This is a genomic window from Niameybacter massiliensis (assembly GCF_001282685.1).
GTDB lineage: Bacteria > Bacillota > Clostridia > Lachnospirales > Cellulosilyticaceae > Holtiella > Holtiella tumoricola.
The window spans coordinates 2,044,771-2,067,678 of the sequence record NZ_LN875035.1 but is presented as its reverse complement, the minus strand read 5'-3'; the positions used below and the strand labels follow the sequence as shown (position 1 = coordinate 2,067,678).

The window sequence follows — 22,908 nt, the reverse complement described above, 5'->3', positions numbered from 1 at the left end:
TGACAATGAATTTTGAACATGTATCAGTATTATTAAATGAATGTATAGAAGGACTTGATATTAAAGAAGATGGCACTTATGCTGATGGCACGCTAGGTGGTGCTGGACACGCTGGAGAAGTATGCAAGAGATTAAGTGAAAAGGGACACTTTATTGGCATCGATCAGGACACAAACGCACTAAAAGCTTCAACAGAAAGGTTAGCACATGTGAAACCACAAGTTACATTGGTTCATAATAACTTTTCAGAGGTGGCAGAAATTTTAAAAGAGCATGCTCCAGACGGAATAGATGGGATGCTTATTGACCTTGGTGTATCTTCTCATCAATTAGATGAACCTTCTCGTGGTTTTTCTTATATGCATGATGCACCACTTGATATGCGTATGAATCAGGAAAGTGATTTTTCAGCTTATGAAGTGGTCAATGAATATAGCGAAGATGAACTCTTTAAAGTAATTAAGTCTTATGGTGAAGAAAATTGGGCTAGACGTATTGCGCAATTTGTTGTAGAGACAAGACAAGAAAAGCCTATTGAAACAACACATGAACTTGTGGATGTCATCAAAAGAGCAATTCCAGCAAAAGCACGTAAAGACGGTCCACATCCAGCTAAACGTACATTCCAAGCTATTCGTATTGAAGTAAATAAAGAATTAGATATTATTAGACCTACTATTTTAGATGTAGTACCTTACTTGAAAAAAGGTGGAAGACTTTGTATCATTACATTCCACTCTATTGAAGACAGGATTGTAAAACACACTTTTAAAGAATTAGAAGACCCTTGTACATGCCCAAGAAATATACCAATGTGTATATGTGGTAAGACACCACAAGTGCGCGTGATTACAAGAAAACCTATTCTACCATCAGAAGAAGAACTTGAATTTAACCCTAGAGCAAGAAGCGCGAAATTAAGAATTATAGAGAAATTATAAAAATAGAGTATCGGGAGGGAATTTAGATGGCTGACTATCCAAAACGAAGATATCATTATCAATACGGATCTGAAGCACCTAACTATTTAGACTCACCTTATCGTTTACCAGAAACGAAACCAGATTCTACACCGTTAAAACGTCCAAAGCCACAAAAACGTTCAAAAGAAGATATTATTTTTGGATGTAAAATGTCTGTATGTGGACTTGTTCTATTTGTAGGCGCTTTTTGTTTTGTAAGCGTAACTTCAGATTTAGCTATTAAGCAGCGTGAGTTAAAGCTTATTAATACGGAGTTACGTGAAACACAAAGCGCTATCAATAGTGTACAAGCTACAATTGCGGCAAATCTTAACTTAGAACATATTCAACAAGTAGCAAAAGAGCAACTTAATATGTCTGAGCCACTTCCACATCAAGTGGTTTATCTAAGTTTAGATCAGGAAAGTTATACGGTTTATGATGAATAAGAGGCTAGAAAATGAGTAAAAAAGTAAACAAAAAGAAGAAAAACGTCTATGGAACAAAGCAATCAGATTATATGAAACGTATGCAAATACGTATGAGGTGGGTCAAAGGACTGATGCTTTTTTGCGTAGCACTTTTAGTATACCGTATTGGATACTTTAAGATTGTTAAAGGGGAAGAGTTTGAAAAGCAAGTAAGATCAAGGTTAATGAGTACAGAAAAAGAAGTAGATGCTCTAAGAGGAAGTATTGTAGATCGTAATAATAAGACGATTGCAACAAGTATGCTTTCTTATCATGTTATTTTAGATCCGATTAACATTTTGAAGCTAGTAGATGAGCAACAGGAACATACTTATAATACCCTTGCTGAATATAGTAAGAAGAGTGTAGCGGATATTAAAGCTATTGTTGAAGGTGCACCGGATAGTCATTATCGTATATTGATGAAAGATATTAGTGCAGAAGATATGATGATGCTTAAAGATGCTAAAGTAAAAGGTATTTATTTTGAAGAAAGTTTTGTGCGTAATTATCCAAAAGGTAGCTTAGCAGCTCAAACTATAGGGTTTTACAACAAGACGGAAGGTCAATATGGAATTGAACAAGCATATAATCAAGAAATGCTAGGGAAACCTGGGCGTATCTATTCTAAGTTACAAGAGGAAAGTATTGTGACAACAGAAGTAGCTGCACCACAAAAGGGAGATACAATTGTACTTACTTTAGATGAGGTGATTCAACAATATGTTGAGCAAACTATGAATAAGTATGTAGAAGAGGTTAAACCACTTAATGCTGCAGCAATTATTATGAATCCTAAAACAGGCGAAATCTATAGTATGTATTCTTATCCATACTATGACCCTAATACATATACTAATTTAACTGAACAAATGGGTAAAGCGGCTTGGGATGCACTAACAAGTGAAGAACAAGCTGCAGCCTTAAACCGTGCATGGAAGAATTACAATATTCAAATTCCATATGAACCAGGGTCCACATTTAAACCTCTTCTAGTAGGAGAAGCTATAGAAGAGGGATTGATTGATTTAAGCGCACACTATAACTGTACGGGCGTAAGTCAAGTAGGACCAGATAAAATTAGATGTTGGAAACGACAAGGACATGGTGTACAGACATTAGAACAAGCTATTGCAAACTCTTGTAACTCGGCGATGATTGAAATTAGTCAACATATTCCCGATGAGATTTTTTATGAGTATTTTGTAAAATTTGGATTTGGTGAAACAACACAGATTACTTTACCAGGTGAAGCAGCAGGGATGATTCATAGCTTAAATGGATTAGGACCAGTTCAAAAAGCAACAAGTTCTATTGGACAGACTTTTACAGTGACACCGGTTCAGCTTATTACGGCATTTTCATCATTACTTAATGGCGGGAACTTAATGCAGCCTTATATTGTTTCTAAAGTGATTGATAATGAAAACAATGTACTAAGTGAGGCAATACCTCAAGTAAGACGTCAAATTTTCTCAGATGCGACAACAAGTCAAGTTCAGCAGTATATGGAATCAGTAGTAAAGACAGGTACAGGTGCGGCAGCTGCTGTGCCAGGCTACTCCGTTGGGGGTAAAACAGGTACAGCGGAAAAATTACCACGTGGTGAAGGAAAGCATATCTTATCCTTTATGGGATATGCACCAGCAGATGACCCGGAAGTAGTTGCACTCGTCTTATTTGATGAGATTGGAGAAACAGATCCGACACCTAAATTGGCATTTAAAGAGATTATGGAAAATGTACTCCCTTACTTAGGCATTGAACCAACAGGGGATGATAGTCTTCCAATTGTAGATATGTCAATTGTGCCAAGTGTTGTAGATTTAGATCTATATGATGGTATTAAACGTCTAGAAGTTGAAAACCTTAACTATGAAGTGATAGGGGTAGGAAATAAAATCGTCAACCAATATCCAGTAGAAGGAACGAAGCTTCCATTAGAGGATACAGTTAAACTTTATCTAGAAGCGGAAGAAGGAAAAGAAATTTCTCTTGTTCCAGAGCTAGAAGGTTTAACAGTAGATGAAGCAAGGCGTATAGTAGATGGTGTCTTTAGTTTAGAAGGGGCATCCGATGGTACAATTAGCCATCAGGTACCTAAAGCAGGAACCAAAATTGAAAAGGGTAGTAAAATAATTGTACAAACAATGCAATAAATGAGCATAAAGCCTCCCTTATAAAAATACATTTAATAGAAGATGTATTTTTATAAGGGAGGCTTTTGCAGTGAAAAAACAAGTACCAACAACGATTAAAAAGCGTATTATGATCTGTAGTGTTCTATTTGCCGTGGCTTTAATTGCTCTCATTGTAAGGCTAGGATATGTGCAAATTGGCATGGGGGGCTTTTTACAAGATAAGGCATTTGAACAACATACAAGGGACCGATTAATTTCACCAACAAGAGGAACAATTTACGATCGAACAGGGAAGGTCCTTGCACAAAGTGGTTCTGTATCCACTATTGGTGTCGTACATGCTCAAATAACAGACCCTGCAATGGTAGCAAAAATTCTATCCGAGAAACTGGAGATGAACTATGACGAAGTGTACAAAAAGGTTACCAAGCGTGTGGCATTTGAACGTATTAAGACTAAAGTAGATAAAGATATTGCAGATGAAATTCGAAATATGAATTTACCAGGGGTTAAAGTAGATGAAGACTCAAAACGTTATTATCCATATGGCTCACTTGCAGCACAAGTTATTGGATTTGTAGGAAAAGATAACCAAGGTATTGTAGGCCTAGAAGTTCAATATGATTCTTACCTAAAAGGTACAGAAGGTAAAATCTTAATGGAGACAAATGGACATGGAGAAAGAAGAGAAGAAGAAGTAGAAGTACGTATTGACCCTGAAAATGGTACTAATTTAGTAACCACACTAGATGTTACCCTTCAAGAATATGCAGCACAAGCAATAGAAAAAGTTGTAACAGAGAAACAAGCCAAACGTGGTAGTATTGTATTGATGAATCCTCAAAATGGCGAAATCTATGCAATGGCCAACTATCCTACATATGATCTTAATGAACCTTTTACCATTAATGATCCCGAGCTTTCTGCCAACTGGCATACATATACATATAAAGAAAAGCAAGATTACTTAAATGCAATGTGGCGTAACTTTACGATTAATGATACTTATGAGCCTGGTTCTACATTTAAAGTATTTACATCAGCTATGGGACTAGAAAGTGGTGTTATTACACCAGAAAGTGAATTTAACTGTAATGGAAGTAAAGTAGTAGGTGGACGTACGATTAAGTGTTGGAGAAGTCCAAGGAATCATGGACATCAAACTTTCGTACAAGGCGTACAGAATTCTTGTAACCCTGTATTTATGGAAGTAGGTGAAAGAATCGGTGCAACTAGATTCCATGACTATATGGTCCAATTTGGATTTAAAAAGAAAACAGGTGTTGATCTTCCAGGAGAAGCTGTAGGTATTATGTACTCAGCAGATAAGATGGGGCCAGTAGAACTTGCAACTATGTCATTTGGTCAGTCATTTCAAATTACACCCCTTCAACTTCTGAGTTCTGCATCAGCCATTATCAACGGTGGATACACTATTACACCTCATTTTGGGAAAGAAATTGTAGATGATTCTGGAAACGTCTTACAGGCATTTGAGTATGATAAAGGAGAACAAATTATTTCAACTAAAACCAGTGATCAAATGCGTGTTATCTTAGAAAGTGTAGTAAGTGAAGGAACAGGTAGCAAAACTTATATTCCAGGTTACCGTATTGGTGGTAAGACAGCCACATCACAAAAATTACCTCGTGGTTCTGGAAAATATATTGCTTCCTTTATGGCATTTGCACCAGCAGATGACCCTCAAGTGATAGGGCTTGTTCTGATTGATGAACCTAAAGGTGTTTACTATGGTGGTGCTGTAGCTGGTCCAGTTATGCAAACAATTATGGCAAATACGCTTCCTTACTTAGGTATTGAGCCAGTCTATAATGAAGCAGAACTTAAGTTAGATGAGACTCAAAAAGTAAAAGTACCTGACTTTAGAACACTACCTTTGAAAGATGCCAAAATTTTAGCAAATTCATCACAAGTTTTAGTAGAATTTATTGGTTCTGGAGACTTAGTGCTTAACCAATTCCCACTTCCAGGAGAAGAGATTAATAAAAATAGTAAAATTCTTCTATATACAGAGTAACTTCTCTTTTTAATCCTAGCAAGTCATGGTATAATAACTAAGATATTTGTATATTTACATGAGGAGGACATTATGAAGCTCATAACGTTATTAAAAGATATTTCCTACGACTTGATTATGGGTCAGCCTAATCAAGAAGTTGATTCAATCATATATGACTCACGTATTAAGACAACAAACGGGCTCTTTATTGCTATTAAGGGGTTTAGTACGGATGGACATAAGTACATTGATGCAGCGATTGAAAATGGTGCCAAAACCATTGTGGTAGAAGATGAAGTAGAAATTAAAAAAGAAGGTATTACAGTGATTAAGGTAGATAATACACGTACTGTAATGGCACGTCTTGCAGTGAATTTCTATGACAATCCTTCTAAGAAACTTAGTCTTGTTGGGGTAACAGGCACAAATGGTAAAACAAGTATTACATTTTTACTTGGTCAATTATTAGAAGCTTACAATAAGAAGATTGGTATTATTGGTACCATTGAAAATCGTATCGGTAGCACCATTTTAAAATCACAACATACAACACCAGAATCAGCAGATCTACAAAAACTTCTTGCTACAATGGTAGATGAGGAAGTAAGTCATTGTTTAATGGAAGTATCTTCTCACGCTCTTGCCCTTCACAGAGTAGATGAATGTGCTTTTAAAGTAGGTATGTTTACAAATTTAACACAAGACCATTTAGATTTTCATAAAACAATGGATGAATATGCAAAAGCGAAAGCTTTATTATTTAACCGTTGTGAAGTAGGTATTCTCAATGAAGATAGTGAATATGTTCAAGTAATGAAGGAGAATGCAACATGTAAAGTTATTACCTATGGTATTGATCATCCTGCAGACTATAGAGCTTCAGACATTCATATTACAGCTCAGGGTGTAACCTATACACTTACAACAGATGAAGGAACGTTCAAAGTAGAAATTCCAATTCCAGGTAAGTTTACAGTTTATAATACACTTGCAGTGATTTGTGCTGCTAGACAATTAGGTCTTTCAATGGACTTTATTGTAGAGCACTTAAAAGGTGTAAAAGGCGTACCAGGTCGTGTACAATCTTTCACTTCACCAAAAGGCTATAGTGTACTTGTAGACTATGCACATACACCAGATGGACTTGAAAATGTACTTGAAACCATCAAGCAATTTGCAAAAGGTCGTATTATCACAGTATTTGGTTGTGGTGGTGATCGTGATAATACAAAACGTCCACTCATGGGAGAAGTAGCAGCGAAATACTCTGATGAAGTCATCATTACATCAGATAATCCAAGAAGTGAAGATCCCTTTGCCATCTTAGATCAAGTTGAAGTAGGCGTAAAGCGTCATCAAGTAGACTATATTAAAATGGAAGACCGTAAAGAAGCAATTTACCATGCATTAAACCGTGCAGGAAAAGATGATGTTGTATTGATTGCAGGAAAGGGACATGAAAATTATCAAATTTTGAAAGAACGTATTATTCACTTTGATGATTCAGAAATCGTGCGCGCATTTATACAGGGGGAAGAGTAATGAAACTGCTTTTACAAGATATTATTGCCGCTATTGGGGGGAGATGTTTAAACACTCCTCCTGATGGCAATAACTTTATAACAGCCATTGAAACAGATTCAAGAAAAGTAAAAGAAGGAAGCTTATTTGTTCCTTTAAAGGGGGAACGCTTTAACGCACATGACTTTATTACGTCAGTGGCAGAACTTGGTGCAACTGCAACGTTGACAGAGGAATTAACAGTTAGGGATGAGCGTCTGTTACATATTTTTGTTGCAGATACCAAGAAGGCATTGTTAGATCTTGCGGCATATTATAGAAGTTTATTTGAAATTCCGGTTATTGGGGTAACAGGGAGTGTTGGTAAAACTTCTACGAAAGATATGATTGCTGCAGTTCTTAGTGCAAAATTTAATGTTTTAAAAACACAAGGTAACTTTAACAATGAGATAGGTTTACCACTTACATTATTTAATTTAAGACCTGAACACCAAGTAGCAGTTATTGAAATGGGAATGAATCATTTTAATGAAATTCATCGTTTAAGTGTTACAGCACTACCAGATGTAGCTGTTATTACAAATGTAGGAACTTCCCACATTGAAAATTTAGGCTCAAGAGAAGGCATTTTAAAAGCTAAACTGGAAATTCTGGATGGCTTAAAAGAAAATGGGTTACTTTGTCTAAATGGAGATAATGATTTATTAAGTCAAGTAGAAGTGACTAAATGGCCAATGATTAAATTTGGTGAAGGAGAAAACAACCATTATCGTTGTGAAAATGTTTCAGCAAAGGGACATGATACTTATGCAACGATTATTACACCACATGACAAATATGATGTAGTGATACCAACACTTGGTATTCATATGGTTTATAACAGTTTAGTAGCCATTGCTATTGCTGAAAAATTAGGTATGACACAAGATGAAATTAAAGAAGGTCTTAAGTTATATACACCGAGTAAGATGCGTATGAATATTTCTAAGACAAAAAATGGTATTACTGTACTAGATGATGCGTATAATGCTAGCGTGGACTCTATGTGTGCTTCTTTAAAAGTTTTAGCTGAATACGAATCACAAGGAAGAAAAATTGCAATTTTAGGAGATATGTTTGAAATGGGAGAATTTGCTCCAGAGCTTCACGCACAAGTTGGTGACTATGTGGCAGAGCTTCCAATTGATGTCCTCTACGCAGTAGGCGACCTTGCAAAATATATTGCAGATGGTGCAAATAAACATAAAAAAGATACTTTAATAGTAAACTACTATAAAGACAAAACAGATTTAATTCTTGACCTTCATAATATTCTTCAATCAGAAGATGTCGTGTTACTTAAGGCATCACGTGGCATGCAATTTGAAGAGATTGTGAAAGCAATAGGAAAGGTGAATGATAATGAATAATCAAGTTTTTTATGCAGTTATTATTGCATTTTTATTAAACATCGTTATCAGTCCATTTGTCATTCCGTTTTTAAAACGACTGAAATTTGGGCAAAATGTACGAGATGATGGACCGAGTACTCATCTTAAAAAATCAGGTACACCAACAATGGGTGGAATCATTATTTTGATAAGTATGACACTTACAAGTTTACTTTTCATAAGTGGTAACAAATCATTACAAACTATTTTGTTTGTTACACTTGGGTTTGGATTTATTGGTTTTTTAGATGACTACATCAAAATTGTTAAAAAGCGTTCTTTAGGTCTTACACCTATGCAGAAAATTATAGGTCAGCTTGCAGTAACTTTTATTTTTGCATACTTATTATACTTCTATGTAGGTATAGACACTCAAATTTTATTACCCTTTACAAATGGACGTATGTTAGATGTTGGTATTTTATATTGGCCACTTCTTATTGTAGGTGTCATTGCAGTAGTTAATGCGGTTAACCTAACAGATGGATTAGATGGTCTAGCATCAAGTGTTACTGTTCTTGTAGCGACATTCTTTGCAGCAGTAGCATTTGTTACATTGAGTGAAGTGACACCTATTGCAGGAGCAGCAGTAGGAAGCTTACTTGGCTTCTTACTCTTTAATACGTATCCGGCAAAAGTATTTATGGGTGATACGGGTTCATTAGCTTTAGGAGGCTTTGTTGTTGCAACGGCTTTTGTTATGAAAATGCCACTCTTTATTTTAATTGTAGGACTCATCTACGTAATTGAAAACTTATCTGTTATTATTCAAGTGGCTTACTTCAAGAAAACTAAAAAACGTTTCTTCAAAATGGCACCAATTCACCACCATTTTGAGTTATCAGGTTGGCCAGAAACAAAGGTTGTAACAGTTTTTTCTATTATTACAGCTATGTTATGTTTAATTGGTTTAATTGCACTATAATAGGGGGCATAGATGATGGAAAATAAAAATGTAATTATTGTGGGGTGCGCAAGAAGTGGTCTTGCAGCAAGCAAGCTTGCAAAACGTAATGGATGTGAAGTGACCGTTTATGACCAAAAGGCATATAGCAATTTCCACCAAGACGTACAACAAGATATTGATGATTTAAGAGCAATGGGCATTCAATTTAAATTGGATGAAAATATATCACTCTTAGATTATGATCTTATTATTTTAAGCCCAGGAGTGCCAACTGATCTACCATTCTTGGAAGAAGCAAGAAATAGGGGTAAAAACATTATAGGTGAATTAGAATATGCTTCAACTTTTTGTAAAGCACCTATTGTAGCTATTACAGGTACAAATGGAAAAACAACAACAACAACACTTGTTGGTGAAATAATGAAAGCTTATAACAAACATACCTATGTGGTTGGTAATATTGGTAGAGCTTTTAGTGAAGATGTACTAGATATTCCGGAAGATGGAATTGTTGTAGCGGAAGTAAGTAGTTTTCAATTAGAAACAACCAAAACTTTTCATCCTAAAGTGGCTGCTATCTTAAATATTACACCAGATCATTTAAATAGACATAAAACAATGGAGAACTACTGTCAGGCCAAGTATGATGTATTCAAAAATCAGACGGTGGCAGATACTATTGTATTAAATGAAAAAGATCCTTATTTTGAAGAGGCAAAAAAACTTGCACCTTCAAATGTGATTACCTTCAATAGTGATGTGCAAACAGCACAAGGGGCTTATAAAGAAGCAGATGCACTTTATGAAAATATTGGGCAACAAACTGAAAGAATTTGTGCAGTATCAGAATTAAAAATTGTTGGGGCGCATAATATAGAAAATGCCCTAGCGGCGATTGCAATATGTACAGCTTTTGGAGTACCACGTTCTATTATCATAGATGAACTTAAATGCTTCATGGGTGTAGAACATCGTTTGGAATATGTGTGTACTAAAAAAGGTGTAGATTATTACAATGACTCAAAAGCAACTAATGTAGATGCTGCTATACGTGGTCTTTTAGGAATGAGTAAGCCAATTCACTTACTTGGTGGAGGAATGGATAAAAAGATTTCCTTCGAAGAGTGGGTAAAACTTTTTGATGGACGTGTTAAGAAGCTTTACGTAATTGGTGAATGTAAAGACCAAATTATAGATGAGTGTAACAAACAAGGTTTCATAGCTTATGAAGCATATGAAACTTTTGCACAAGCGATTAAAGCGGCTTATAGCGAAGCACAAAAAGAAGAATGTGTCCTTTTATCACCAGCTTGCGCAAGTTGGGATATGTTTGAAAGTTACGAACAAAGAGGAGATTTATTTAAAGAAATAGTGAATCATTTGGAAGGGTGATGTAAATGGAAACATCTAAAGCACTTACCAAAAGAAAAAAGCCACCGGTCAAGCATTCACCGGACTATTTACTTATTGCAATGATTGTGCTCATTGTAGGATTTGGAGTGGTTATGGTTTATAGTGCCAGTCACTACCATGGAATGACAAACTTTGGAGATGCATTTCATTTTGCTAAAAAGCAATTAATCTTTGGAATTGTAGGGATAGGAGCTATGATGTTTGTAACCTATTTCTTCAACTATCGTATGTTAGCTAATATTAAGTTAGCAAGTATACTTTATGTGGTGTCTATGATTTTAGTAGGATGTGCCTATGTATTTGGTACAGAGGTTAATGGTTCCTCTAGATGGATTAACCTTGGACCAATTCAATTCCAACCTTCAGAGATTGTTAAGATTGCGGTTATTATTATGCTTGCGACTTATATTATGAAATACCGTAAGAAGATGGATCAATTGAGTTATGTTATTGGTGCATTTGCACTTGTAGGTATTCCGGCATTACTTGTTGCAAAAGAAAACTTAAGTTCTGCAATTGTTATTGCTTTTGTAGGTTTTTTAATTATTTTCATCTCAACGCCTAAATGGTGGTATTACATAGCGTTAGTTATAGTAGGTACCGTAGTGGTATTTGCAGTATATTACATAGCCGTAAATAACGTACAGTTTGAAGGACCATTAGGTGAGATTTTAGCACCTTATCGTCTTGCACGTATACGTATTTGGCAAGATCCATGGATCGATCCCGTAGGAGGGGGCTATCAGCCAATTCAGTCCCTTTATGCTATTGGTTCAGGTGGACTCTTTGGAACAGGGCTTGGGCAAGGCATCCAAAAGCTAGGCTTTATACCAGAGCCTCACAATGATATTATCTTTGCAGTTATCTGTGAAGAATTAGGACTTGTAGGTGCGGCATTACTTTTACTTGCATATGGTGTACTCGTTTTAAGAGGATTTAGTATTGCAGCACATGCGCAGGATTTCTTTGGTGCACTTGTTGCAACAGGCATATCAGGAATGATTGCTGTACAAGTACTCATTAACGTAGCCGTAAATACAAATACCGTACCAACAACAGGGATGCAGCTGCCCATGGTCAGCTATGGTGGTACAGCTCTTTTGATTTTATTAGGATCTTTAGGGATCTTGGTTAATATATCGAGAACGTCAGCGATTGGCAAACCGAAAGAGTAAGTAAATAAAGGGGTTGTTACACTAGTTTTATAGTGGAACAACCCCTTTAAAAAAACTTAAGATAAGTAGAGGAGGGACTTATGAAGAAATATAAGACAGTAGAATTTACTAAATGGCTTTATGGCATTGGAGCAATTATATTATTTGTAGTTATTATTCTCTTTTTACCAGTATGGTATATTCAAGAGATTGAGCTTGTTGGAAACTATTATTATAATGGAAATGAAATTTTAAAGGTAGCGGCACTGGATAAAGGGATGCATCCTTTAAGTATTGATACAAAGGATGCAAAAAAAGCTATTGAAGGCTTACCTTTTATAGAACATGCAAATGTAAAATATCAATTTCCGAATACACTTAGAGTAGAAGTGAATGAAAAAAGACCATTAGGTTATGTAGCTTTTCATGATAGTTATTTATGTATTAACGGAGATGGGACTGTTTTAGAACAAAGTAAAGAAAAAAGACTTAAGCTTCCAGTGTTAGAAGGGTTACAATTTGAGTACTTTGTGTTAGGGGAAAAACTAGGTACAGAGAATGCAGAAAAGGTCAGTACTATGAATGAAATGATGGGTGTATTGGATAAATATGGTTTTACAGAGAAGGTAACGAGCATAGACCTTTCAAATCTAGAAGAAATCCACTTGTATGTTGATAAATTAGATGTTATAATTGGTAATATCAGAGATTTTGACAAAAAGGTAAAATGGTTAGTAAAGGTAAATGATGGGTATTCTATGGGTATATTAGATTTAACATCTATCGCACATGGACAAGCTGTACTTACACCATTAGACTAATACGACTTTTTATCCTACATAAAGTTGAATTATATTGAACCTTAATATAGTGAAGAGAAATTAGCAGAGGGGGAGTCAGTTGTGCTCGAATTTTGTATGGAAAATGAATGCCAAGGGGCGCAAATTAAAGTAATAGGTGTTGGTGGCGGTGGTAACAATGCTGTAGATAGAATGATCGAAAAAGGTCTTGCAAGTGTAGACTTTATTACAATTAATACAGATCATCAAGCGTTAGCACGTTCTCAAGCACCAACAAAAATTCAAATCGGTGAGAAAATGACAAGAGGATTAGGTGCAGGTGCTAATCCAGAAATAGGAACAAAATCAGCCGAAGAAAGCCGTGAAGAAATTATCCAAGCTATTAAAGGAACAGATATGCTCTTTATTACAGCTGGTATGGGTGGTGGTACAGGTACAGGTGCTGCACCAGTTATTGCAAGTATAGCAAAAGAACAAGGGATCTTAACTGTAGGTGTTGTAACAAAACCTTTTGGTTTTGAAGGTAGAAAACGTATGCTCAATGCTGAAAAAGGTATTGAAGAACTTAAAAAATCAGTTGATACACTTGTAATTATTCCAAATGATAAAATTCTTCAAGTTATTGATAAGAAAACAACAATGCTTGAAGCTTTTAGCAAGGCGGATGATGTACTTCAACAAGGTGTACAAGGTATTGCAGACCTTATTTCAAATCCAGGTGTTATCAACCTTGACTTTGCCGATGTACGCACAATTATGAATAACAAAGGTGTTGCCCATATGGGTATTGGTCGTGCTTCAGGTGAAAATCGTGCTGAAGAAGCGATCAAACAAGCAATTAGCAGTCCACTTCTTGATACAACAATTGACGGTGCAAGATGTGTACTTATCAACATGGCAGGTGGTGAATCACTTGGCCTTATGGAAGCAAATATGGGAGCAAACCTTATTTGTGAATGTGTTGACCCAGATGCAGAAATCATCTTTGGTACATCTATTAATGAAGAACTTGGTGATGAAATTATCATTACTGTTATTGCAACAGATTTCCACAATAAAGAAATTATTCCTCAACGTTTTGAACAACCAAAACAAGCTGAAGAAGCACCAGTTCAACGTGTAAGAGCAGAAGAACCAGCTCCAGCTAGAAGAGAAGAATATGGTAGAACACAAGAAGTTCAAGTGGAAATTCCACACTTCTTAAGAAGATCTAGATAATCACGAAAAAAGATACGATAATTGTCGTATCTTTTTTTTATACTTTTCTTTGTTTTTACAAAATTTGTAAGGGGAATACTATACAATAGTGCTGTAAGGAGGGAGGGTCTTGCAAGTTATATATTTAGATGTGTTATTTATAGTTAATTTTGTAATGGATTGCATGATCTTTATGAGTGCTGCTATCTTCCTAAATAAATCTCCTTCTAAAATACGCTTTCTAGTAGGAGGTTTTATCGCAGCATTACTTTATTGTTTAAGTATCTTGGTACCCATACTTAGTCAACTACCATTTTATATTTATGATTTTTTAATTCCTATTATACCTATTGTGATTATATATAAGGTAAAAAACTATAAGGAATTTTTCAAAACTTTTATTGCATGTCATTTTGCTTCTTTTTTGATAGGCGGAGCGATTTGGAATGGTTACTATATGTTTCTAAGTCAAGGTAAAGATCAAAACTTATCTCTTGTACTTGTCTTAGGAATAGGTACATTAGTTTTGATGATGTTATATGGCATGAGTGCTTATATTAGAAGGCGATTTATAATGCCACATTTTGAATATATAATGACACTTAGCCATAAGGGAAAGCAAATCTGTGTAAATGGATTTTTAGATTCAGGAAACTGTCTCTATACACTTACAACCCATAAACCTGTTACAGTAATGACTTATGAGGCAGCGAGTGAACTCTTATCTACAAAAGAAAAAGAATTGATACAGATATACCAGACACAAGGCATAGAAGGCTTGTTAGAAAAGAGAGGACATGAAAAAGTATATCTCATTCCTTATGAAAGTGTGGGCTGTAAATCAGATATCTTAGTAGGCTTTATGATGGAAAAAATTATTTTGGAAAAGGGGATGTTTCAAAAGACATTAGATCATTGTGTAGTAGGTATTGTATCTCACGAACTTTTTGGAGGACAAGATTATAAAGCATTGATTCATCCTGATTATATGATGGTATCTTAAGGGGGCAGAAAATGATTTGGAATAAGTTTTTAACAAAATGTAAAGGTTGGATAAATAAGATAATTGGACGGTTTATAATAAGTAGAAAACAACCTGTTCACTATATTGGAGGAAGTGAAGTTTTACCACCACCTCTTACAAAAGAAGAAGAAGAATCCTTAGTAATGTGTATTACTAAATACAAAGATGATTTAAAAACTTTAGGGCATGTTAAAAATGTACTCATAGAAAGAAATTTAAGACTTGTTGTATACATAGCTAGAAAATTTGAAAATACAGGTATTGGTATGGAAGATTTAATATCTATAGGAACTATTGGTCTTATTAAAGCAATTAATACTTTCAATCCTGAAAAGAAAATTAAGTTAGCAACTTATGCATCAAGGTGTATTGAAAATGAAATTTTAATGTATTTACGTCGTACCAATAAATTAAAAATAGAAATTTCTATTGATGAACCGCTTAATGTAGATTGGGATGGAAATGAACTGCTGTTATCAGATATTCTGGGAACGGAATCAGATATTATTTATCGTAATATTGAAGATGAAGTAGATAAGGCGCTTTTAAAGCAGGCACTAGAGAAGTTATCCTCTAGAGAACGTGAAATTGTTGAACTTAGATTTGGATTTAATACTCAAGGTAAAGAAAAGACACAGAAAGAAGTTGCTGATTTACTGGGAATTTCTCAATCTTATATATCAAGATTAGAAAAGAAGATTATATCCAGATTAAAAAAGGAAATAACTAGAATGAGTTAATTGGATGAATAAAATAATATGGGATGGAAATGCTTATTTATATGCTTATGTAATACTTAATGGTATGACTAGGAGGAATCTGCATGGCTATTAATAAAGTAGAAATCTGTGGTGTAAACACAGCAAAATTACCCATCCTTTCCAATGAAAAGAAAGAAATCCTTTTTAAACTCATTGAAGAAGGTGATTTACACGCTAGGGAAGAGTATATTTACGGAAATTTAAGACTAGTACTCAGTGTGATTCAACGTTTTAACAACAGGGGAGAGCATGTTGACGACCTCTTCCAGGTCGGTTGTATTGGGCTCATTAAAGCAATTGATAACTTTGATGTTACACAAAATGTTAAATTTTCCACGTATGCAGTACCTATGATTATAGGGGAAATCAGACGTTATTTAAGAGATAACAACTCTATTCGCGTTAGTCGTTCATTAAGAGATACGGCTTATAAAGCTTTACAGGCAAAAGAAAGACTTACAAAACAAAATGCAAAAGAACCAAATATACAAGAGATTGCTGCAGAACTTGGTATACCAAAAGAAGATGTTGTATTTGCATTAGATGCAATACAAGATCCTATTTCTTTGTTTGAACCTGTATATCATGATGAAAGTGATGCCCTTTATATTATGGATCAAGTAAGTGACGAGAAGAGTCAAGATGATATTTGGCTCGAAAATATTTCTTTAAAAGAAGCAATGAAACGTCTTAATAATAGAGAAAAACATATTTTAACTTTACGTTTCTTTGCAGGAAAAACTCAGATGGAAGTTGCTGATGAAATTGGTATTTCTCAAGCACAGGTTTCTCGACTTGAAAAAACAGCACTTAAACATATGAAGAAATATATATAAAAGAGTAGAGGGGGAATTAGCGAATGCGTATAGGTGATATGAAGCACAAAGAAATTATTAATACGTTAGATGGAGCAAGATTAGGTTATATCTGTGACGTAGAGATTGACTGGACAACAGGACAGGTTAAAAAATTAGTGGTACCTGGACCAGGAAAAGTAATGGGCTTATTTGGACGAGAAACAGAATATTTAATTCCTTGGGAAAATATTAAGAAAATCGGAGAAGATATTATACTGGTTGAACTTCAGGGTAGCATGCCAATTAAGTCAGATGAATATTGACTTTAATAAGATACATATGTTATGTTAAAGTATAATACATGTGTAGGAGGATAACCTATGAAGTGTCCTTTTTGTGGATATGCTATGTCTAAAGTACTTAATTCAAGACCTACTGAGGACAATAAGTCAATAAGAAGAAGAAGACAGTGTGAAAAATGTGAGCGTAGATTTACCACGTATGAAAAGATTGAAAGTATGCCTATTATGGTGATTAAATCTAACCAAACAAGAGAAACTTTTGACCGTGATAAACTACTCAAGGGTATTTTACGTTCCTGCAATAAGCGTCATATTAGTTTAGAGCAAATAGAAGCAATGGTAAGTGAAATCGAAAACCAAATCTATGCATCTGAACGAAAAGAAATAAGTTCATCTGAAATAGGTGAAATTGCTATGGAGTATCTTAAGCAAGTAGATGAAGTTTCTTATATTAGATTTGCTTCAGTCTATAAGAAGTTTAGAGATATTGATGAATTTATAGTAGAACTTGAAAATATTAAAAAGAAAAAGCACAAATAAAAAGAGTTATTGCATCTTAATGCATAGCTCTTTTTATTTGTGTCTAATTAGGGAGGATTTGCATTATTATCTAATATGTTATATCATGTAATGGTTAATATAAAAAATATGCTAAGTCATTCTTAGTATACTAAGAAGGTAGTTGTTAAATACATAATATAAGGAGAACTAATGGAAGGGATAAAAAATTATACGGAAGATATTGTAGAGTTAATATTAAATAGTGTATTAGATGAATATAAAGATATATGTAAATGTGATTATTGTAAAAGGGATATTGCTGCTATTGCTTTAAATAGTTTACCGACTTATTATGGATCAACAAAAAAGGGTGAAGTTATCGCTAAAAGTCATTTACTAAGTTCACAAATGGAAATTGACGTGATTGCAGCAATTACAAAAGGTGTTGAAAAGGTATCAAGAGATGTAAGACATGATAAATAAGGTGATTGATAGGGAACTATTTCATTAATGAAATAGTTCCCTATTTATATAGAAGGAATTTAATAAAACTTGCGATCAAGTAGTCTATAACCAATGGCTTCACACATAACATCTTCGTCAATTAGTGCTTTATCTTCTAAATCACTAATAGTTCGAGCTATACGCAGAATTCTAGCATAGCTTCTAGCGCTTGCACCTACGGATTGAAACCAGTGGTCTAAAAGACGCTCTGCATCAGAATCAAGCGGACAGTATTTACTAAGAAGATGAGTAGGGATTTGGTGATTAGAAGTAAAGGATTCACCTTTATAACGTTCTTCTTGGCGTGCCTGGGCTTGCTTTACGGACTCACGAATTTGGGATGAAGAAAGACAAGAACCTTTTTTTAGCGATAAGAAAGAGACAGGTTGTATTTCTAAATGTAAATCAATACGGTCTAAGAGAGGGCCAGACAATTTACTTAGATAGCGTCTAATAGTAGGAACATCACAATGGCATCTTGTTGTATCAGGGTAATAACCACATGGACAAGGGTTTGTAGCTGCAATAAAGAGAAAATGAGCAGGGAAAGTCATGTGATCATTAGAGCGTGCTAAAGTAATACAACCATCCTCTAGTGGTTGTCGTAAAGTTTCTAAAGTCTTTTTATTAAATTCAAGGAGTTCGTCTAAGAAGAGTACGCCTAAATGGGCAAGGCTTAATTCTCCAGGTTTTGGGTGCCTGCCTCCACCTGCAAGGCCGGCTAGAGTAACTGTATGATGAGGTGCTCTAAAAGGACGCTTTATAATAGGAAGAGATACGTCCAAATAGGAAGCTAAACTATAAATTTTAGTGAGTTCAATTTGTTCAGATTCAGTAAGAGGTGGTAAGATTGTTGGAAGACGTTTAGCCATCATTGTTTTGCCACAGCCAGGAGGACCGATAAGTAGTGTGTTATGATGACCAGCAGCAGCGATCATTAAGCCTCTTTTAACATTTTCTTGTCCATGTACATCAGAGAAGTCTAGTGAGAAATCAAGTGAGGAATGAGATGGAGAAAGTTGAGAACTAGGAAGTGGTTGGGTAGGAAGTATATTTCTAGATAAATAATCGACGACTTCTTTTAAAGTATGAAAATAAAGTAGAGTCTGGTGTTTAGCAATTTGAAGTTCAGAGGCGTTTTCAAAGGGGAGAATATAAGGAAGTGTATGAGCCTTGCCATAAACAATAGGAATAGCACTGCTTACATGTCTTAGAGTGCCATCTAGAGCAAGTTCGCCTAAAAAGATTTTGTTTTCAAAATGAAGGGGATCAATGATACCCATACACCCTAAAATTCCAAGAGCAATGGGAAGGTCGTAAAGACTTCCTTCTTTTCTAATATCAGCAGGAGCTAAATTTATGGTAATGCGTTTAATGGGGAATTCATAACCACTATTCTTAATAGCGCTTTTAACACGTTCTTTAGATTCCCGAACGGCACTATCAGGTAGACCGACAATATCAAAAGAAGGGAGCCCGTCACATAGATCAACTTCTACTCCCATCTGTACAGATTCTAAACCATTTAAACAATAACTGATTAATTTGCAAAACATAAGGGTATCCTTTCTAAAAATTACTATTAAAGCTTTAACCCAAAATTTAGAGTTTTAATCATCTTTATCATATTTTTAGAGATTTATTAAAGGAGTTTTTTGAATGGAAAATAGAATGAATGAAGTTTTGATGTATTGCCTATGGTTTCATCTACTACCAATAAGTGAAAAGATCAAATATAAATGGTGGCAAGAAACAGGTAGTTGTAAAAATTTTTTTGAAGCAGATAGTAACATTTATATAGAATTAGGCATAGATTTAGAAAATATACACATGATAGAAGCAACTAAGGAAAATCATAAAACTGTTATACAACTCTATACAAGTATACAAGAACAAGAAATTCATGTCATAGGTATAGATGAAAGTGAGTATCCTATTTATCTAAAAGAGATTGTTGACCCACCCTTTGTTCTATTTTGGAAAGGAAATACTTTTATCAATAAACCAGCACTTGCAATTGTGGGTTCAAGAAAATGTTCAGAATATGGTTATCAAGCAGCTATAGAACTTGGATATGAATTGACTAAAGCAGGTTTCTTAGTAGTAAGTGGTATGGCAAGAGGTATTGATGAAGCAGCACATAAAGGTGCTTTAAAAATAGGAGAGACACTAGCAGTCTTAGGCACTAGCGTAGATATCTGTTATCCTAAGCAAAACTATAAGTTATATCAAGATATTTTGCATACAGGATGTGTCGTATCAGAATTTGTACCCCCGACAGAACCAAGGGCATATCAATTTCCTAAGAGGAATCGCATTATTAGTGGAATGACGTTAGGTACGATCGTAGTAGAAGCTTCTGAAAGAAGTGGGTCTTTGATCACTGCACGTTTAGCTTTAGAGCAAAATAGAGAAGTTTTTGCAGTGCCTGGGAATTTTAACAGTGCACTGAGTAAAGGCAGTCATAGACTTATTCAATCAGGTGCGAAATTGGTCACTTGTGGGAGTGATATTGTACAGGAAATTATGCCTCAAATATCGATTCATATGACCAATTTTACAAATAATTGTGTAAAGATTCCTACACAAATACTTGATAAAGTTGAAATAATGGTATATGATTACTTAAGTTGGCAACCTAAAGAATTAGTAAATATTGCAAATCAAATGAATATGACAGAAATAACGATAGAAAAAATCTTATTAAAATTAGAGATAAAAGGAATTATTATGCGTCTACCTGGTAGGCGATATGTTCGTTTGAATTAGAGTATTAGGAGGTTATTATGGCAAATAACTTGGTTATTGTGGAGTCAGCTGCCAAAGTAAATACAATAAGTAAATTCCTAGGGAAAACTTATAAAGTAGAAGCTTCTATTGGACATGTTAGAGATTTACCTAAGAGCCAACTTGGTATTGATGTAGAAAATAACTTTGATCCAAAGTATATTACCATTCGTGGTAAAGGGGACTTACTCCAAAAATTACGTAAAGAAGCTAAAGCTGCAAAATGTATTTATCTCGCAACTGACCCCGATAGAGAAGGGGAAGCGATTTCATGGCATCTATATCATGCCTTAAAATTAGAAGGAAAAAAAGTTTACCGTATTACTTTTAACGAAATTACAGAACAAGCTGTAAAGGAAGCAATTAAACATCCACGTGAAGTAAATATGGACCTAGTAGATGCACAACAAGCTAGAAGGGTGCTAGACCGTTTAGTAGGGTATAAAATTAGCCCGATATTATGGAAGAAAATCCGTAAAGGTCTAAGTGCAGGACGTGTTCAATCTGTTACATTACGTCTGCTCTGTGACCGAGAAAAGGAAATTCAAGAGTTTATTGAACAAGAATATTGGTCGATAGAATCTTTATTTAAACAAGGGAAAACTAAAGGTTTTGAAGCAAAACTTGATAAAATAGGTGATAAAAAAGCTGATATCAAAAATGAACAAGAAGCCCAAAAAATTGTGGATGCTTGTATGAATCAACCTTTTGAAGTTATTTCAACAAAAGTATCAGAACGTGTTAAAAATCCAGTATTACCTTTTACAACAAGTACAATGCAACAAGATGCTGCAAAACACTTAGGATTTTCAACACAAAAAACTATGAATATTGCCCAACAGCTTTATGAAGGGGTTAAAATAGGTAAGAAGGAAGTCGGTATTGTTACTTATATCCGTACAGACTCCGTAAGAATTTCAGAAACAGCTAAAGAACAAGCAGTAGAGTACATTACATCTAAATTTGGTAAAGAGTACGTACAAGACGGAACAGCAAAGAAGCAAGTTAAAGCAGCTAAGATTCAAGATGCCCATGAGGCAATTCGTCCAACTTATATTACGTATGAGCCACAAGAAATTAAAGAATATTTAAGCCGTGACCAATATCGTCTGTATCAAATGATTTGGAGTAGATTTGTGGGAAGTCAGATGACACCAGCACGTTATGAATCACATGCAATTAATATTAAAAATGGTGAATATACTTTTAAAGCAACTTACTCTGTACAACTTTTTGATGGTTATTTAAAAGCATATGCACTTGAAAATGAGCAAAGCGGTAAGGTTACTACGATTAAAGTGAATGTAGGTGATCAATTAGAATGCATTACACTCACACCTAATCAACACTTTACACAACCACCAGCACGTTACTCAGAAGCGAGTCTTGTAAAAACGTTAGAAGAGAATGGGGTAGGTCGTCCAAGTACCTATGCACCAACTATTACCACTCTGCTTGCAAGAGGCTACTTAACAAAAGAAAATAAGGTACTTTATCCAACTGAACTTGGTGAAGTCGTAAATAATATTATGCTTTCTCATTTTGATGAAATTGTAGATGTTGAGTTCACAGCACAACTTGAAAAAATATTAGATGAGATTGCATCTGGAAATGTACAATGGAAAGAAATCATAAAAGCCTTCTATCCAAACTTTGCAAAAACTGTTTTAAAAGCAGAAGCAGAAATAGAAAATATTGATTTAACAGAAGTGACAGATATTCCTTGTGATAAATGTGGTGCACATATGGTTGTACGTTATGGAAAGTATGGTAAGTTCTTAGGGTGCCCGAATTTCCCAGAATGTAATTTTACAAAACCATGGTATGAAGAAGTTGGCGTAAAATGTCCTCTTTGTGGAGGAGAAGTTATCCTTAAGAAAACGAAAAAAGGCCGTACCTATTATGGGTGTGAGAACAATTCTGATAATTGTGATTTTATGTCTTGGCAACGTCCGACAGGAGATAAGTGTCCAGTATGTGGTGATGTACTCATTGAAAAAGGTTCAGCCAAAAATAAACACGTAGTTTGTCGAAATAACACTTGTAATTATGGAAAAAAAGGTCAACAAGTGACAAATGAACAAAATGCACAAGAAAAAATGTAAACTTATGTAATTCTTTGTAAAAGAAAGGGTTGAGTTTTCTTTTTATTTATGATATTATGATTTATGTGTAAATGATGATTTTTTGGGGGGACAAAGTTGAATATTCAACTTT

General features: G+C 34.8%; 20 protein-coding genes. 19 read left to right on the top strand and 1 reads right to left on the bottom strand.

Annotated features, from left to right (window positions below):
- The first annotated feature begins 5 nt into the window (after positions 1 to 5).
- The 17 genes from rsmH to BN2390_RS15135 all read left to right on the top strand — a co-directional run bounded on the left by rsmH (position 6) and on the right by BN2390_RS15135 (position 17,883).
- Positions 6 to 941 carry a 16S rRNA (cytosine(1402)-N(4))-methyltransferase RsmH gene (rsmH, locus tag BN2390_RS15215; protein ID WP_053985167.1) on the top strand — a complete coding sequence of 312 codons (936 nt, stop codon included), beginning with the start codon at positions 6 to 8 and terminating at the stop codon, positions 939 to 941.
- 26 nt (positions 942 to 967) lie between these two features.
- Positions 968 to 1,411, top strand: coding sequence for an FtsB/FtsL family cell division protein (locus BN2390_RS15210; protein ID WP_053985166.1), 444 nt, complete (start codon positions 968 to 970; stop codon positions 1,409 to 1,411).
- 11 nt (positions 1,412 to 1,422) lie between these two features.
- Positions 1,423 to 3,591 (top strand): penicillin-binding transpeptidase domain-containing protein, encoded by a 2,169-nt coding sequence (locus BN2390_RS15205; RefSeq protein ID WP_053985165.1) that lies wholly within the window; start codon positions 1,423 to 1,425, stop codon positions 3,589 to 3,591.
- A 70-nt stretch (positions 3,592 to 3,661) separates the two neighbouring features.
- Positions 3,662 to 5,611 (top strand): penicillin-binding transpeptidase domain-containing protein, encoded by a 1,950-nt coding sequence (locus BN2390_RS15200; RefSeq protein WP_330373804.1) that lies wholly within the window; start codon positions 3,662 to 3,664, stop codon positions 5,609 to 5,611.
- Positions 5,612 to 5,683: 72 nt separating this feature from the next.
- Positions 5,684 to 7,135 (top strand): UDP-N-acetylmuramoyl-L-alanyl-D-glutamate--2,6-diaminopimelate ligase, encoded by a 1,452-nt coding sequence (locus tag BN2390_RS15195; RefSeq protein ID WP_053985164.1) that lies wholly within the window; start codon positions 5,684 to 5,686, stop codon positions 7,133 to 7,135.
- Positions 7,135 to 8,523, top strand: coding sequence for a UDP-N-acetylmuramoyl-tripeptide--D-alanyl-D-alanine ligase (locus tag BN2390_RS15190; RefSeq protein ID WP_053985163.1), 1,389 nt, complete (start codon positions 7,135 to 7,137; stop codon positions 8,521 to 8,523). The genes BN2390_RS15195 and BN2390_RS15190 overlap by 1 nt, the downstream gene beginning before the upstream one ends.
- Positions 8,516 to 9,469, top strand: coding sequence for a phospho-N-acetylmuramoyl-pentapeptide-transferase (gene mraY / locus BN2390_RS15185; protein ID WP_053985162.1), 954 nt, complete (start codon positions 8,516 to 8,518; stop codon positions 9,467 to 9,469). Before BN2390_RS15190 ends, mraY begins: the two co-directional genes overlap by 8 nt.
- A 15-nt stretch (positions 9,470 to 9,484) precedes the next feature.
- The gene (gene murD / locus BN2390_RS15180) at positions 9,485 to 10,843 is read left to right on the top strand and encodes a UDP-N-acetylmuramoyl-L-alanine--D-glutamate ligase (protein WP_053985161.1); all 1,359 of its coding nucleotides are present in this window, start codon (positions 9,485 to 9,487) and stop codon (positions 10,841 to 10,843) included.
- Positions 10,844 to 10,848: 5 nt separating this feature from the next.
- A complete protein-coding gene (locus BN2390_RS15175; protein WP_053985160.1) occupies positions 10,849 to 12,039 on the top strand; it encodes an FtsW/RodA/SpoVE family cell cycle protein in 1,191 nt (396 codons plus the stop codon).
- 80 nt (positions 12,040 to 12,119) lie between these two features.
- The gene (locus BN2390_RS15170) at positions 12,120 to 12,839 is read left to right on the top strand and encodes a cell division protein FtsQ/DivIB (protein WP_053985159.1); all 720 of its coding nucleotides are present in this window, start codon (positions 12,120 to 12,122) and stop codon (positions 12,837 to 12,839) included.
- Between the two features lie 81 nt (positions 12,840 to 12,920).
- Entirely contained in the window at positions 12,921 to 14,036 is a 1,116-nt protein-coding gene (gene ftsZ, locus BN2390_RS15165) for a cell division protein FtsZ (protein ID WP_053985158.1), read from the top strand.
- Between the two features lie 109 nt (positions 14,037 to 14,145).
- Positions 14,146 to 15,018: a sigma-E processing peptidase SpoIIGA gene (locus BN2390_RS15160; protein ID WP_053985157.1), complete on the top strand. Its 873-nt coding sequence runs from the start codon at positions 14,146 to 14,148 to the stop codon at positions 15,016 to 15,018.
- Positions 15,019 to 15,029: 11 nt separating this feature from the next.
- Positions 15,030 to 15,779, top strand: a complete 750-nt coding sequence (gene sigE, locus BN2390_RS15155) for an RNA polymerase sporulation sigma factor SigE (RefSeq protein WP_053985156.1) — start codon at positions 15,030 to 15,032, stop codon at positions 15,777 to 15,779.
- 83 nt (positions 15,780 to 15,862) lie between these two features.
- Positions 15,863 to 16,636 (top strand): RNA polymerase sporulation sigma factor SigG, encoded by a 774-nt coding sequence (sigG, locus tag BN2390_RS15150; RefSeq protein ID WP_053985155.1) that lies wholly within the window; start codon positions 15,863 to 15,865, stop codon positions 16,634 to 16,636.
- A gap of 23 nt (positions 16,637 to 16,659) precedes the next feature.
- Entirely contained in the window at positions 16,660 to 16,920 is a 261-nt protein-coding gene (locus tag BN2390_RS15145) for a YlmC/YmxH family sporulation protein (protein WP_053985154.1), read from the top strand.
- A gap of 57 nt (positions 16,921 to 16,977) precedes the next feature.
- Positions 16,978 to 17,439: a transcriptional regulator NrdR gene (nrdR, locus tag BN2390_RS15140; protein WP_053985153.1), complete on the top strand. Its 462-nt coding sequence runs from the start codon at positions 16,978 to 16,980 to the stop codon at positions 17,437 to 17,439.
- 171 nt (positions 17,440 to 17,610) lie between these two features.
- Positions 17,611 to 17,883, top strand: a complete 273-nt coding sequence (locus BN2390_RS15135) for a late competence development ComFB family protein (RefSeq protein ID WP_053985152.1) — start codon at positions 17,611 to 17,613, stop codon at positions 17,881 to 17,883.
- A gap of 59 nt (positions 17,884 to 17,942) precedes the next feature.
- On the opposite strand, the gene BN2390_RS15130 is transcribed toward BN2390_RS15135, so the two are convergent.
- Complete coding sequence (locus BN2390_RS15130; protein ID WP_053985151.1) at positions 17,943 to 19,460, bottom strand: YifB family Mg chelatase-like AAA ATPase; 1,518 nt, start codon at positions 19,458 to 19,460, stop codon at positions 17,943 to 17,945.
- 103 nt (positions 19,461 to 19,563) lie between these two features.
- Between BN2390_RS15130 and dprA the strand changes: the two genes are divergently transcribed.
- Both dprA and topA read left to right on the top strand, forming a co-directional pair.
- A complete protein-coding gene (dprA, locus tag BN2390_RS15125; RefSeq protein WP_053985150.1) occupies positions 19,564 to 20,673 on the top strand; it encodes a DNA-processing protein DprA in 1,110 nt (369 codons plus the stop codon).
- 17 nt (positions 20,674 to 20,690) lie between these two features.
- Positions 20,691 to 22,796 carry a type I DNA topoisomerase gene (gene topA / locus BN2390_RS15120; protein WP_053985149.1) on the top strand — a complete coding sequence of 702 codons (2,106 nt, stop codon included), beginning with the start codon at positions 20,691 to 20,693 and terminating at the stop codon, positions 22,794 to 22,796.
- Positions 22,797 to 22,908: the final 112 nt, after the last annotated feature.